Source organism: Pseudomonas sp. FJ2-5-13, from assembly GCF_029201605.1.
Taxonomy (GTDB): domain Bacteria; phylum Pseudomonadota; class Gammaproteobacteria; order Pseudomonadales; family Pseudomonadaceae; genus Aquipseudomonas; species Aquipseudomonas lactis.
Map to the genome: position 1 here is coordinate 1,927,058 of NZ_CP104045.1, position 14,191 is coordinate 1,941,248.

Consider the following 14,191-nt stretch of genomic DNA (forward strand, 5'->3'; position numbering starts at 1 on the left):
GCCGCCACGCGCCATCCATGGCGCGGGGCGGCTAAACCGGCATCCCTGCCGGTTTACCCCCCAAATCCCTGTCGAATTCCGGCCAGCGTGGTTTAACGGGGCGCCTAAGATCAAGATCAAGAGCGGCTCGCTTCGCATCGTGGTTACCGGTGGCTGCGGCGAACTGCACAGTTGTGTAGATACCTATGCTGCGATAGCGGCGGTTCAGTTGTTCCTGATACAACGACATAGCGATCAACGGTAACTACGATGCGAAGCGAGTCGCTCTTGATCTTGATCTGCTTTTGATCTCAGGCGCCCCGTTAAACCACGCTGGCCGAACGCAGGCTTGAATTCGTGGGTAACCCGGCAGGACGCCGGGTTAGCCGCCCCGCGCCATGGATGGCGCGTGGCGGCGGCCCACGGATTCAAGCCTGTGTTCGGGCACACCGAGCCTAAGCGAGGTGCCGAGTGGTGGGGCAAGAGCCCTTTGGTTACTTTGGGGCTCTTTTCCAAAGTGACCCGCCGTCAGGCGGAACCCTAAGTGGCCGTTACCGCAGCAATGGATATGTACCCAATCCAACTGCGTCGCCTGCCAGGCCGCCTTCGCGAGCAAGCCCGCTCCCACAGTTGGATCGCGGGGTGTCAGGTAGATAGGCTTCGGCTGGCAGGCCACCATCGCAGGCAAGCCAGCTCCCACAGTTGGATGTGTATGGAGCTCATGAGCAATCAGTAATCGTCACCCTGTTCAGTGACGTCCCGCTCCACCGGTCCCGCATCCGGGTCGTAGCCCACCGGGAACTTGCCCTTCAATGTCCAGGCAAATGCAATGATTTCGGCAATGGTGCGGTACAGCTCTTGCGGAATGCTGTCGCCCAGTTCCATGCGCGCCAGCAGTTTCACCAGCTCGGGGTTTTCATAGATGGGGACTTCGTTTTCCCGTGCCAATTTGAGGATGGCTTCGGCCAGGGCGTCGTCGCCTTTGGCCGTCAGGGTGGGGGCCTGTTGGCCGTCGTACTTGAGGGCGATGGCTTGGCGGGGTGGGGCGGCGTTTTTCATGCGGTTTCATCCACCCAGCGTTGCTCCAGTCCGGTTTTTGGCCCGCGTGGCGGGGTGCCCAGGTGGCAATCCAGGTCGCCGACGTTGAGCCCGGATGACACCAGGCGCTCGCGCAGGCTGCCCAAGTGGCTTTCGATCAGGCTGGCGGTGAACGGGCGGCTGGCCCACAGTTGGCTGGACAGTTTGCCCTGGGACAACTGCGCCTGAACCTGCAAGGGGCCCAGCGGCTCCATGTCGAAGGCCAGTTCGACGCGCCAGAGCATTTGCTTAGGGTCTTTTTTATCTTTGCGCTCGGTTTGGTCCTTGTCTGGCGCGGGCTCCTCGCGTTGAAACTTGACCTGCAACGGCACGATGTCTTGCAGAGTGCGCAGGGGGATTTCCAACTGCCAGGTCGTTTGCAGGCGGCCGTCGGCGGTGGTGCCGGTCTGTTCCAGGCTCGACAGTTGATGGCTCTGCAAGCGCGAGATCGCCCCGGCAGCCAGGCGCAGCAGGTTTTCCAGGTCGCCTTCACCTTCCAGTTTTGCCATCAGCCGCTCGGGCAGCGGGAAGCCGGCGGGTATCTGCCGGGCGCCGACCTGGCCGAGGGTGTTCAACGGGCTGCGCACAAAGTGTGGCAACACCTGGGCCAGGGTATTGGCGGCGAGGATCGCATTCAGGTTGGTGCTGGCGGGCAGGGCAGGCAGCAGGTCTGCGACCAGGCGCAACAGCGCGCCTTTCATGTCCAACGGTGGGATTTGCGGGTTCTGGCCGGCAAGCAATTTGGCTTCCAGAAAGGCGCCGCTGTTCTGCACCACCTGGGCCAGCACCTTGGGGTTGCTGACCTGTGCCAGATCGGGCAAGGCCGCCAATAATCGCTCGGCGGCGGCCCGCAGCTCGGCCGATGTGCTGTCGCCACGGGGCAGGTTTTGCAAGGCGGTAAACACCGCGTCCAGCGAGCCTTGGCGACTTTGCTGAGTGGCGAGTTGTTGCGCCACGGCCAGTTGGTCTTTCAAGCCGCTCAGCGGTACGAAGTTCAGGGTTTGCGCGTTCTGCACCACGGCACTGAGCAAGCTGCCCACCCTCAGCGGCTGAGGGCTTTCCAACGCCAGGGTGGCACCGGCCAGGGCGTTATTGAGCACGCTCACCAGCGAGCGATAGATTGCCGGTTGCGCCGTGCCCTGGGGCAGCATCTGCGTGGTCAGCACCTTGGCTTGCAGCAGCGTGCCCACCGGCATTTGCGTGGTGTCGAGGCGTGTGAGGGCGGCCACGTTGGCGCTCATGGCTTGCTGCAAGGTGATGGCCAGATTGCCCGCAGGCGTCTGGCTCACCGCCACATTGCTGCCCAGGGGCAAGGGCTGGGCACTGCTGGCCTGCACCAGGGTCTGGCGACCGCCTTCGAGGGTCAACTTGAGCAGCAGTTGAAAGGCCTCGCCGCCTTGTTTAAGCGCGATGACCTCGGCGTTCACGGTTTTCCCCGGGCCGATCAACCCGGCCTGCGGTTCCAGCAGCTTGAGCAGCTCGCCGGCAGCCGGCAGCGGCGCGGGTCCGGGGGCTGAGGTGGGCGGCAGTGGAGGAAGGTTGATCTCACCGGTCATCGTGCGCGTGGTCTCTGGGGAAATTGCCCTCTTTAGAGTAGGGCATCGCATGTATAATGCCGCCCGTCTGCAAAGAGAGCGGTAAAAACCTCACAACTATTTGATCCAGCTCTCTAAAATCGGTCGCCAAAGCCGTTATTGTGCATCTCTCTATAACGGCCGCTGCACCGCCGACTTGAACCGTAAAGGCCCGCGATCTTTTGACCAGCCCTCTTCTTGAAGCCGTAGCGCTTGCCTGTGAACGCGACCTGCGCCTGCTGTTCGAGCAACTCGACCTGCGGCTTTCGGGTGGCGACATGGTGCAAGTCAGTGGCCCCAATGGCAGCGGCAAGACCAGCCTGCTGCGCCTGCTGGCCGGGCTGATGCAGCCCACGGCCGGCGTGGTGCGTCTCAACGGCAAGCCGTTGAACGAACAACGTAGCGAACTGGCGCGCAACCTGATCTGGATCGGCCACGCCGCCGGCATCAAGGACGTACTCACCGCTGAAGAAAACCTCAGTTGGCTCAGCGCCCTGCATCATCCTGCTTCCCGTGACGCCATCTGGCAGGCCCTGGCCGCGGTAGGCCTCAAGGGCTTTGAAGACGTTCCCTGCCATACCCTGTCCGCCGGCCAGCAGCGCCGTGTGGCCCTGGCCCGCTTGTACTTGCCCGGCCCGCCGCTGTGGATTCTCGACGAACCTTTCACGGCCCTCGACAAACAAGGCGTGGCTCAACTCGAAGCGCACCTGGCCCAGCACTGCGAACAAGGCGGCCTGGTGGTGCTCACCACCCACCACACCTTGGCGCGCATGCCTGTCGGCTACCGTGAGCTGGACCTGGGGCGGTGGTCGCTATGAGTGTGTTCGCCTTGTTGGTGGCCCGCGAGGCACGGCTGTTGTGCCGTCGCCCCGCCGAACTGGCCAACCCGCTGGTGTTCTTTGCCATCGTGATCGCGCTGTTTCCGCTGGCGGTCGGCCCGGAGACTAAACTGTTGCAAACCTTGTCCCCAGGACTGGTATGGGTCGCCGCGCTTTTATCGGTCCTGCTCTCGCTGGACGGGCTGTTTCGCAGTGATTTCGAAGACGGTTCCCTGGAACAGTGGGTCCTTTCGTCGCACCCTTTACCACTTCTGGTACTGGCCAAGGTGCTGGCACACTGGGCTTTTTCCGGCTTGGCGCTAGTCTTGCTCTCGCCACTGCTTGCCATGATGCTCGGGTTGCCCGTTGAATGCCTGCCGGTGCTACTCCTGTCCTTGTTACTCGGCACGCCGGTGCTCAGCCTGTTGGGGGCGGTGGGCGCAGCGTTGACGGTCGGCTTGAAGCGTGGCGGGCTGTTGCTGGCCCTGTTGATTCTGCCTTTGTATATCCCGGTGTTGATCCTGGGCAGTGGCGCGTTGCAAGCCGCGCTCATGGGCATGCCGGCGACCGGTTACCTCTTGTGGCTTGGCAGCCTGACCGCCCTGGCGGTAACCCTGACACCTTTTGCTATAGCCGCCGGCCTGAAAATCAGCGTCGGTGAATAATGAGGTCTGACCCGGCGTTAACGACGCGGAGTCAGTAAAGACCCTGAGCTTTTCGCCACGACGAAAAGCACCGTGATGGAAACAGCAATGAACTGGACCTGGTTTCACAAGCTCGGCTCGCCCAAATGGTTTTATGGCATCAGTGGCAAGCTGCTGCCGTGGTTGAGTATCGCCGCCATCCTGCTGATCGGCATCGGCCTGGTCTGGGGCCTGGCCTTTGCGCCGCCGGACTATCAGCAAGGCAACAGCTTTCGCATCATCTATATCCACGTGCCTGCCGCGATGCTGGCCCAGTCCTGCTATGTGATGCTGGCGGTGTGCGGCATCGTCGGCCTGGTCTGGAAGATGAAGCTGGCCGATGTGGCCCTGCAATGCGCCGCGCCCATCGGTGCGTGGATGACCGCCGTGGCGCTGGTGACCGGTGCAATCTGGGGCAAACCGACCTGGGGTTCGTGGTGGGTGTGGGATGCGCGCCTGACCTCGATGCTGATCCTGCTGTTCCTGTATTTCGGCCTGATCGCCTTGGGCAACGCCATCAGCAACCGCGACAGCGCCGCCAAGGCCTGCGCGGTGCTGGCGATTGTCGGCGTGATCAACATCCCGATCATCAAGTACTCGGTGGAGTGGTGGAACACCCTGCACCAGGGCGCCACCTTCACCCTCACCGAAAAACCGGCGATGCCCGTGGAAATGTGGGCGCCGTTGCTGCTGATGGTGCTGGGTTTCTACTGTTTCTTCGGTGCCGTATTGCTGCTGCGCATGCGCCTTGAAGTGCTCAAGCGTGAAGCCCGTACCAGTTGGGTCAAAGCCGAAGTGCAAAACTGCCTGGGAGCACGCGGATGAGTTTTGCTTCTTTCAGTGATTTTCTCGCCATGGGCCACCACGGCCTGTATGTCTGGACGGCCTATGGCATCTGCCTGGCGGTACTGGCCCTCAACGTCGCCGCGCCGATCCTGGCCCGCAAGCGTTACCTGCAACAAGAGGCGCGACGTCTGCGCCGGGAGACTGAAAAGTGAATCCGCTGCGTAGAAAGCGTCTGTTGATCATCCTTGCCATCCTGGCCGGCGTCGGCATTGCCGTGACCCTGGCCCTGAGCGCCCTGCAGCAGAACATCAACCTGTTCTACACGCCCACCCAGATCGCCAATGGCGAAGCGCCGGTCGATACGCGCATCCGCGCCGGCGGCATGGTGGAGCAGGGCTCGTTGAAGCGTTCCGGCGATTCGTTGGACGTCACCTTCGTGGTCACCGACTTCAACAAGGCCGTGACCATCACTTATCGCGGCATCCTCCCGGACCTGTTCCGCGAAGGCCAGGGCATTGTCGCTCTGGGCAAGCTCAACGCCGACGGCGTGGTAGTGGCTGACGAAGTGTTGGCCAAGCACGATGAAAAATACATGCCGCCCGAGGTCACCAAAGCCTTGAAAGACAGCGGCCAAACCGCGCCCGCCGCCCCAGCCAAGGAGGGCTAAGCCATGACGTCCGCACTGTTTATTCCTGAGTTGGGCCAGTTGGCGATGATCCTCGCGCTGTGCTTTGCGGTGGTCCAGGCCGTGGTGCCCTTGCTGGGTGCCTGGCGCGGCGATCGCCTGTGGATGAGCCTGGCGCAGCCGGCCGCCTGGGGCCAGTTCGCCTTTTTGCTGTTCGCCTTTGGTTGCCTGACCTACGCCTTCATGACCGACGATTTTTCCGTCGCCTACGTCGCCAACAACTCCAACAGCGCCTTGCCCTGGTACTACAAGTTCAGCGCCGTGTGGGGCGCCCACGAAGGTTCATTGCTGCTGTGGGCCTTGATCCTCGGCGGCTGGACCTTCGCCGTCTCGGTGTTCTCGCGCCAATTGCCGCAAGTGATGCTGGCGCGGGTGCTGGCGGTGATGGGCATGATCAGCATCGGTTTCCTGCTGTTTTTGATCATGACCTCCAACCCGTTCACCCGCATCCTGCCGCAGATCCCGGTGGACGGTCACGACCTCAACCCGTTGCTGCAGGATATCGGCCTGATCGTGCACCCGCCGATGCTCTACATGGGCTATGTGGGCTTTTCCGTGGCCTTCGCGTTCGCCATCGCCGCGTTGCTCGGCGGGCGTCTCGACGCCGCCTGGGCGCGCTGGTCACGGCCATGGACCATCGTCGCCTGGGCCTTCCTCGGTATCGGTATCACCCTGGGCTCTTGGTGGGCCTACTACGAACTCGGCTGGGGCGGCTGGTGGTTCTGGGACCCGGTGGAAAACGCCTCCTTCATGCCGTGGCTGGTGGGCACCGCGCTGATTCACTCCCTGGCCGTTACCGAAAAACGTGGCGTGTTCAAGAGCTGGACGGTACTGCTCGCCATCGCGGCGTTTTCCCTCAGCCTGCTCGGTACCTTCCTGGTGCGCTCGGGCGTGCTGACCTCGGTGCATGCGTTTGCCTCGGACCCCGAGCGCGGCGTGTTCATCCTGATCTTCCTGCTGTTTGTCGTCGGCGGTTCGCTCACCCTGTTTGCCCTGCGCGCGCCGGTGGTCAAGAGCCAGGTCGGTTTCAACCTGTGGTCGCGGGAAACGCTGTTGCTGGGCAATAACCTGGTGCTGGTGGTGGCCGCGTCGATGATCCTGCTCGGCACCCTCTACCCGCTGGTGTTGGATGCCCTCAGCGGCGCCAAGTTGTCCGTGGGGCCGCCGTACTTCAATGCGTTGTTCATCCCGCTGATGGGCCTGTTGATGGTGGTGATGGCGGTTGGCGTGCTGGTGCGCTGGAAAGACACCCCGGTGAAATGGCTGGCAGGCATGCTGATGCCGGTGCTGCTCGGCAGCGTGGCCCTGGCGGTGATCGCCGGGTTTGCCTACGGCGACTTCAATTGGGCGGTACTCGCCACGTTCCTGCTGGCGGCCTGGGTGTTGCTGGCGGGGGCGCGGGATATCGTCGACAAGACGCGCCACAAGGGTTTGCTCAAGGGCCTGCCCACCCTGACCCGCAGCTACTGGGGCATGCAGATCGCCCACATTGGTATCGCGGTGTGCGCCCTTGGGGTGGTGCTGTCCAGCCAGAACAGCGCCGAGCGCGACCTGCGCCTGGCGCCGGGCGAGTCCATGGACCTGGCCGGTTACCACTTCATCTTCGAAGGTGCCAAGCACTTCGAAGGGCCGAACTTCACCTCCGACAAAGGTACTGTGCGCGTGGTGCGCAATGGCAAGGAAATCGCCGTGCTGCACCCGGAAAAACGCCTGTATACCGTGCAGAGTTCGATGATGACCGAGGCTGGCATCGACGCCGGTTTCACCCGTGACCTGTATGTGGCCCTCGGTGAACCCCTGGGCGACGGCGCCTGGGCCGTGCGCGTGCATGTCAAACCCTTCGTGCGCTGGATCTGGTTCGGCGGGTTGCTCACCGGGTTCGGTGGGTTGCTCGCGGCGTTGGACCGGCGCTATCGGGTCAAGGTCAAGAGCCGAGTGCGTGAAGCGCTGGGCCTTTCGGGAGCTGCGGTATGAAGCGTTGGTTGATGGTTGTGCCGCTGGCGTTGTTTTTGCTGGTGGCGGTGTTTTTGTATCGCGGGTTGTACTTGGACCCGGCCGAGCTGCCTTCGGCGATGATCGGCAAGCCGTTCCCTGCCTTCAACCTGCCAACGGTGCAGGGTGACAAGACCCTCACCCAGGCCGACTTGCAGGGCAAGCCGGCGCTGGTCAACGTGTGGGCCACCTGGTGCATCTCTTGCCGCGTCGAACACCCTGTGTTGAACAAACTGGCCGAGAAAGGCGTGGTGATCTACGGCATCAACTACAAGGACGACAATGCGGCGGCCTTGAAGTGGCTGGCGGAATTTCATAACCCGTACCAGTTGGATATCCGCGACGAAGACGGCAACCTGGGGTTGAACCTCGGCGTGTACGGCGCGCCGGAAACCTTCTTCATCGACGCCAAAGGTGTGATCCGCGACAAGTACGTCGGCGTGATCGACGAAACCGTGTGGCGCGAGCAACTGGCCGCCAAGTACCAGGCCCTGGTCGATGAGGCCAAGCCATGAAGCGTTGGTTGACCGCAGCTGTTTTAGCCCTGAGCCTGGCTGGCGTGGCCCACGCCGCCATCGACACCTATGAATTTGCCAACGACGCCGAGCGCGAGCGTTTTCGCGACCTGACCAAGGAACTGCGCTGCCCCAAATGCCAGAACCAGGACATCGCCGACTCCAACGCCCCGATCGCCACCGACTTGCGCCGAGAGATTTTCCGCATGCTGGGGGAGGGCAAGGACGACCAGCAGATCATCGATTTCATGGTCGACCGCTACGGTGACTTCGTGCGCTACAAACCGGCGCTCACCGGCAAGACTGCGCTGCTGTGGTTCGGCCCGGCCGGGCTGTTGCTGGCTGGCGTGGTGGTGATGGCCGTGATCGTGCGCCGTCGCCGCGTCGCACCGATTGATGGCGCCGATGCGCTGTCCCCTGAAGAGCGCAAACGCCTCGACCAATTGCTGGACACCAAGACTGATGATTGATTTCTGGCTCGCAGCCGGTTTGCTGCTACTGATTGCCCTGAGTTTCCTGTTGATCCCTGTGTTGCGTGGCCGTCGTGCCCAGCGCGAAGAGGATCGCACCGCGTTGAACGTGGCGCTGTACCAGGAACGCGTCGCTGAGCTGCAAGCGCAGCAGGACGAAGGTGTGTTGAATACCGCGCAACTTGACACGGGCCGCGCCGAAGCGGCCCGTGAGTTGCTGGCCGACACCGAAGGCGTGGAAAAACCCCGTGAATCGCGGTTGGGCAAACCACTGCCGTTTTTGGCGGCGTTTCTGGTGCCTGTGCTGGGCGTTGCGCTGTACCTGCATTATGGCGCGAGCGACAAGGTCGAACTGACCCGAGAGTTTTCCCAGCCACCGGTGTCCATGGCCGACATGACCCGCCGTCTGGAACGTGCCGCCGCTGCACAACCGGATTCGGCAGAAGGTTTGTACTTCCTCGGTCGCGCCTATATGGCCCAGGACCGTGCCGCCGATGCCGCCAAAGTCTTTGAACGTACGGTTGCATTGGCCGGGCGCCAACCGGAACTGCTCGGCCAATGGGCCCAGGCGCAGTACTTTGCCGACAACAAACAATGGTCGCCAAAGGTTCAGGCGCTGACCGACGAAGCCTTGAAGCTCGACCCCAAGGAAGTCACCAGTCTCGGCCTGCTGGGTATCGCCGCCTTTGAGGGCCAGCGTTATCAGGAAGCCATCGACTACTGGAACCGCCTGCTCGCGCAATTGCCGCCAGAGGACAACTCCCGCGTCGCCTTGCAAGGCGGGATTGATCGTGCGGCAGAGAAGCTCAAGGAGAGCGGTGGCAGCGTCGTACAGGCGCCCAAGGCGCTGCTGAAAGTGCGTGTGGACCTATCCGCCGAGGTCAAAGCCAAGGCCCTGCCAGGCGACAGCGTGTTCATCTTCGCCCGCGCCGTTAACGGCCCGCCGGCGCCCTTGGCGGCCAAGCGTGTGACCGTCGACGCATTGCCCGTTACCGTCGAACTGGGCGATGCCGACGCGATGATGCCGCAGTTGAAACTGTCCAACTTCCCCGAAGTCCAACTGGTTGCGCGCATATCCCGGGCCGGCCAACCGACCACTGGCGAATGGATCGGCCGCAGCCAACCGTTGGCCAGCAGCACCACTGCGCTGCAGCAATTGACCATCGACACTCCGGACCAGTAATTCTGAGGACACGCCCATGACCGCATATGCACGCATCACCCTGCTCAGCCTGGTACTCGGCCTAAGCGCCTGTGCGGTCCACCGCCCACCTGCGGCGCCGACCGGCCCGACTATTCCACCGTCGGGCCCCTCGACCCAGCCGAACACCAAACCTTCGGGCCCTGTGACGCCGCCGCCAAAGCCCCTGCCAAGCAAATCGTCGACCTTCGCCCCACCGCCGGGCGCCGCCAGCCACTGGGACGGCAAGATGCAGGTGTACGTGCTGGACGATCAGCCTGACACCTTCTACCGCCAGCGCACCTACTACCGCTGGAGCAACGGCTGGAGCCGCTCCATCAGCCCCAATGGGCCATGGGAAGAAACCAACGTGCAAGGCGTGCCGCCGGGGTTGAGCAAGCAGTACGCGCAATGAGGAAAGGCGACCTGAGGGTCGCCTTTTTCATGGCTTTCAAATGCACTGTGTCGATCATGGCAGGGCTAAGCCATTAAAGCCCGGTGTATGCGCCGAATGCGCAGCGCCCTGGCGTAATGTGACCATCGCTGGCCTAGCGTGGGAATGATTGCTAGGTATACTTTCTTACGACCACGACGACGCGGCCTCCCAGGTGTAAACCAGGCGCTGCGCAGTGGGGCCGGGGATGTACCGGTCTGGAGACGAACGAAGAGGGTTTTTAATGGCAGGCAGGTTGATCTATCTCATCGGGCCATCGGGTTCGGGCAAAGACAGTCTGCTGGATGCCGCACGTCCACGCCTGGTCGAGCGTGGGTGCCGTATGGTGCGACGGGTGATCACACGGTCGGCGGAGGCGGTGGGCGAAGCGGCGCAAGGGGTGAGCCCCGAGCAGTTTGCGGCCATGGAGGCCGAGGGCGCATTTGCCTTGAGCTGGCAGGCTAATGGCTTGTCTTACGGCATTCCCAAGGAGATCGACGAGTGGTTGGCCGCCGGGGACGACGTGCTGGTCAATGGCTCCCGTGCCCACCTGGCGCAGACCCGCGAGCGTTATCCGACCTTGTTGGTATTGCTGCTGACGGTGGATCAAGCCGTGCTGCGCCAACGTCTGATTGCTCGTGGGCGGGAGTCATTGGTGGACATCGAGGAACGCCTGGCGCGCAATGCGCGGTTCACCGCCCAATTGATTGCCGGTCATGGCGCCGGTTTGTTCGTATTGGATAATTCCGGCCCGTTGGCGCATACCGTCGAACGCTTGCTGTGCTGCCTGGACCACGGGCATAGCGTATGCACCTGACCCCAATCTCGGTAGGGTGGGGCAATACGTTCATGTAGTGCGTGGTGATGTCAGAGCTCCGATAAAACCCCGGCACCCAGCTTATTTTTCGCTGATGTGTTTGTTTGGTTTACTGAATATTTGAAAGTTGATGAGTGGGCCAATTAAGTTATTTTTTGGCAGGTTTTTATGTCTGTTGTGTTAGGGCGTGTCGCGGTCAGTCAATAAGGGTGGGTAGGTTGCGCTGAATAAAACGTGTGCGGATTTTTTGCGAGCGTGTTTATAGTGGGTTCTTGCAAAGAATTAGCGATGGTGAAGACGTTTTCAATATGGGAGCTTTATCGGGCTGGTAATGGATCAGTCAGCATCGATAACTTCTATACATGGACGGGTCATTTCACTGTTCAGAGTAATAAAGCACCATGCATATCCCGGTTAGGCAGTCTACCCAGTCGCATGTCCCAGAGACGTCGCACTCGCATTTCTCCGCCGATGAGAATCAAGTTATTCTCTGGGCCAATAATAAAAAATCTTTCACCACGGACCAGGCGGCAAAACATATCACGCGCAGGGGTACCAAGTTTAAGGACAGTAATAGAGATGGCAAAGTTGTCGTGGGTTTCAACTTCAGCGGGGGCTTCAATGCAGCTCAGAAAGAGCGAGCCAGGCAAGCCCTTCAATACTGGGCCGATGTCGCCAATATCCAATTTGTTGAAAAGGGCTCAAACACCGATGGCAACATCACTATCAATGGGATTGGCGGGTCGGCAGGCAATGCGGACTTGCCGTACGCTCATTATGCGAAACTCCAAGCCAACATAGGCACCTACGGTGGGCAGAACCCGACAATGGGCAGTCACTTCCTGGGTTTGTTGATCCATGAACTGGGGCATACCTTGGGGTTGAGCCATCCAGGTGACTACAATGGCCAGGGCTTCAATTACGGGCGCAATGCCGAATACGCCCAGGACACCAAGGCACGCAGTGTCATGAGTTATTGGGAAGAGACCCATCAGCCCGGGCACAATTTTGCCCGGCTCAGCCCAGCGGCACCGATGATGGACGATATCGCCGCAGCACAGCGGCTTTACGGCGCCAATACCAAAACCCGCAATACCGACACTACCTACGGTTTCAATTCCAATTCTGGTCGGGAGGTGTACAGCCTTAAACGGGGGAGTGACAAACCGATTTTCACCGTTTGGGATGGCGGGGGTAACGACACACTCGATTTTTCCGGGTTCACCCAGAACCAAACCATTAACCTCAAGGCCGAGGCGTTTTCGGATGTGGGTGGCTTGCGCGGGAATGTGTCGGTTGCCAAGGGCGTCATGGTGGAAAACGCCATTGGCGGTGCTGGCAACGATACCTTGACGGGAAACGAGGGCAATAATCGCCTTACGGGTGGCAGGGGGGCTGACACGTTGTTCGGTGGCGCTGGGGCAGACACCTTTGTCTACCACCGTGCCAGCGATTCAACCGCGCAAAAACCTGACATCATCCAGGACTTCCAAAGCGGGATCGACAAGATCGACCTGGCCGGCGTTCTTCAGGAGGCGGGGCTCAAAGCGTTGAATTTCTCTGAACGATTGAGCGGCAAAGCCGGGGACGCCGTGCTCGGCCAGGACCCGAAAACCGGTCGTTTCACATTGGCGGTGGATACGACGGGCAATGGCTCGGCGGACCTCCTGGTGGTCAGCCAAAGCCAGATCAAACAGACGGACGTGATCTGGAACGGGCAAGCGCCGACCGTGACGCCGACGCCGCCCCCCCCTGTCGTGCCTGTTTCGGACCCCATCCCGGCGCCTACTTCAGAGCCGACTGAACCCGAGCCTGAGCCTGAGCCCGAACCTGAACCGGCCCCTCGGCCCGGTGGAGGGTTTTTCGAGAAAATTTTTTCGTCGTTCAAAGGCTTCCTCAACAGGGTGTGGTCGATATTCAGCTGAGCCCACGCTTCGATCAGTGAACACCTTCCTGCTTTAAAAGCCGTTACCCAGGTTTCCTTCTCTCCAGGTTTGGACGTGCGCGGCATCGCGTTCAAGCCTGCCTGTCACGTGCAGCATCGTTACCTTCCAGACACGCTCATATTGATGTGGTGCGCTTTTCACCAGGCTATCTCGGTGATGCCTTCCTGTTTCGTGGTTCCATGGGGCAATCGCGTTGCGCGTTCTGCACAGCTATTCATTGGCCGTAGCATCCGTATGTTTTTCATGATTGCGTTTGGGCGAGATCAGCCTGATCGGCTGTTGCAGTGCCTTGAATTACCGTTGAGGGCCAGACATAAAACCCCTCTATGCAACCTGTGGATTTTTTCCTTCACTTCCTATTCTGCTATTCGCCCTTTAATCAAACTGTTGTGTAGGGCGCGTTAAAAAGTTTAAGTTGGCTATATGTTTTTGTACGGTAAGGGTCTTGTCTGATTGTGAATAATGCTTTGCAATAAAAATGACCATAAGCGTGGTTGTGGAATTTTATTTTCATATAAAACAGGTGCTTATCGTTTTTGCCGGGCGGTGGTTCCGCCACTGCGGTTTCAGAGTTTTTCGGTTGTTGGGTCAAAGTGTTTTTAAATTTTAGAGTGTGTCGAGTTGAATTAATTCGTCGCTGGCCTGCGGCTAGGGAGTGTGCGAATTTAAAGCGGTGCCGATAACTACTGCTGCTCTTGTTGGGCGGAATCGGTATCTCGAATGTTTTAAATTTTATCGTTCGAGTCTGATTTTTATGAGGACTTTGGTTTATGAGAATGCCAGGACCATCCACAACTAATGTTGGTGTGCCCCACGCGCTGGATCCCGGGAGCAGTTTCAGCCCTGAGGGCCCTGCTGAGGTATCTACGCTAAACAGCAAAAAGCCGGTGTTCACTTCGCAACAGGCTGGGAAACAGCTCACCCGCGGCGGTTACAAGGTTCATGACAATAACGGTGACGGCAAAACCACGTTGTCCTATCGCGTCGCCAAGGGCTTCACTCCACAGCAGGCAGAGCAAGCCAGGCAGGCAATGCAGTCCTGGCAGGATGTCGCTAACGTGACATTTACCGAAAAAGCGCCGCATCGTGACGGCCATGTTGATATCAATGACATGCCCGACTCCTCGGGAGGGGTGGCTTCACTTCCCCATCGCTCTATGACCCAGACTTCCGCAAACATTGGAACGCAGAATGTGGGGGCGAACCCGTCACCGGGGCATTTCTTTCGTATGGTTT

At 60.4% G+C, this 14,191-nt stretch carries 15 protein-coding genes; 12 read left to right on the forward strand and 3 right to left on the reverse strand.

From position 1 onward, the window contains the following. Positions 1-708 precede the first annotated feature (708 nt). Complete coding sequence (locus N2A98_RS08705) at positions 709-1,038, reverse strand: EscU/YscU/HrcU family type III secretion system export apparatus switch protein (protein ID WP_044267490.1); 330 nt, start codon at positions 1,036-1,038, stop codon at positions 709-711. After that, a complete protein-coding gene (locus N2A98_RS08710) occupies positions 1,035-2,612 on the reverse strand; it encodes a flagellar hook-length control protein FliK (RefSeq protein ID WP_047710409.1) in 1,578 nt (525 codons plus the stop codon). Before N2A98_RS08710 ends, N2A98_RS08705 begins: the two co-directional genes overlap by 4 nt. Before the next feature lie 200 nt (positions 2,613-2,812). Here N2A98_RS08710 and ccmA point away from each other — a divergent pair, with 200 nt between their 5' ends. The 12 genes from ccmA (at position 2,813) to N2A98_RS08770 (ending at position 12,934) form a co-directional block, all read left to right on the forward strand. After that, entirely contained in the window at positions 2,813-3,448 is a 636-nt protein-coding gene (ccmA, locus tag N2A98_RS08715; protein WP_044267495.1) for a cytochrome c biogenesis heme-transporting ATPase CcmA, read from the forward strand. Further along, on the forward strand, positions 3,445-4,113 hold the full coding sequence (gene ccmB, locus N2A98_RS08720) for a heme exporter protein CcmB (RefSeq protein ID WP_003189951.1): 669 nt from the start codon (positions 3,445-3,447) through the stop codon (positions 4,111-4,113). The genes ccmA and ccmB overlap by 4 nt, the downstream gene beginning before the upstream one ends. 87 nt (positions 4,114-4,200) lie before the next feature. Continuing rightward, positions 4,201-4,956, forward strand: coding sequence for a heme ABC transporter permease (locus N2A98_RS08725; RefSeq protein WP_003189953.1), 756 nt, complete (start codon positions 4,201-4,203; stop codon positions 4,954-4,956). Beyond that, entirely contained in the window at positions 4,953-5,129 is a 177-nt protein-coding gene (gene ccmD, locus N2A98_RS08730; protein ID WP_003172771.1) for a heme exporter protein CcmD, read from the forward strand. Before N2A98_RS08725 ends, ccmD begins: the two co-directional genes overlap by 4 nt. Continuing rightward, a complete protein-coding gene (gene ccmE, locus N2A98_RS08735) occupies positions 5,126-5,584 on the forward strand; it encodes a cytochrome c maturation protein CcmE (RefSeq protein WP_032892677.1) in 459 nt (152 codons plus the stop codon). Before ccmD ends, ccmE begins: the two co-directional genes overlap by 4 nt. Before the next feature lie 3 nt (positions 5,585-5,587). Beyond that, on the forward strand, positions 5,588-7,576 hold the full coding sequence (locus N2A98_RS08740) for a heme lyase CcmF/NrfE family subunit (protein WP_032892675.1): 1,989 nt from the start codon (positions 5,588-5,590) through the stop codon (positions 7,574-7,576). Continuing rightward, positions 7,573-8,109, forward strand: a complete 537-nt coding sequence (locus N2A98_RS08745) for a DsbE family thiol:disulfide interchange protein (protein WP_032892673.1) — start codon at positions 7,573-7,575, stop codon at positions 8,107-8,109. Before N2A98_RS08740 ends, N2A98_RS08745 begins: the two co-directional genes overlap by 4 nt. Continuing rightward, positions 8,106-8,579 carry a cytochrome c-type biogenesis protein gene (locus N2A98_RS08750; protein WP_044267505.1) on the forward strand — a complete coding sequence of 158 codons (474 nt, stop codon included), beginning with the start codon at positions 8,106-8,108 and terminating at the stop codon, positions 8,577-8,579. Before N2A98_RS08745 ends, N2A98_RS08750 begins: the two co-directional genes overlap by 4 nt. Further along, complete coding sequence (ccmI, locus tag N2A98_RS08755) at positions 8,572-9,762, forward strand: c-type cytochrome biogenesis protein CcmI (RefSeq protein ID WP_032892671.1); 1,191 nt, start codon at positions 8,572-8,574, stop codon at positions 9,760-9,762. Before N2A98_RS08750 ends, ccmI begins: the two co-directional genes overlap by 8 nt. Positions 9,763-9,778: 16 nt before the next feature. Beyond that, on the forward strand, positions 9,779-10,174 hold the full coding sequence (locus N2A98_RS08760) for a hypothetical protein (protein WP_275623273.1): 396 nt from the start codon (positions 9,779-9,781) through the stop codon (positions 10,172-10,174). Positions 10,175-10,436: 262 nt separating this feature from the next. Next, positions 10,437-11,009, forward strand: a complete 573-nt coding sequence (gene phnN / locus N2A98_RS08765; protein ID WP_078802787.1) for a phosphonate metabolism protein/1,5-bisphosphokinase (PRPP-forming) PhnN — start codon at positions 10,437-10,439, stop codon at positions 11,007-11,009. A gap of 401 nt (positions 11,010-11,410) precedes the next feature. Beyond that, positions 11,411-12,934 (forward strand): M10 family metallopeptidase C-terminal domain-containing protein, encoded by a 1,524-nt coding sequence (locus N2A98_RS08770; RefSeq protein WP_275623274.1) that lies wholly within the window; start codon positions 11,411-11,413, stop codon positions 12,932-12,934. 890 nt (positions 12,935-13,824) lie between these two features. On the opposite strand, the gene N2A98_RS08775 is transcribed toward N2A98_RS08770, so the two are convergent. Then, positions 13,825-14,052: a hypothetical protein gene (locus tag N2A98_RS08775; protein ID WP_044273107.1), complete on the reverse strand. Its 228-nt coding sequence runs from the start codon at positions 14,050-14,052 to the stop codon at positions 13,825-13,827. Between the last annotated feature and the right edge of the window lie 139 nt (positions 14,053-14,191).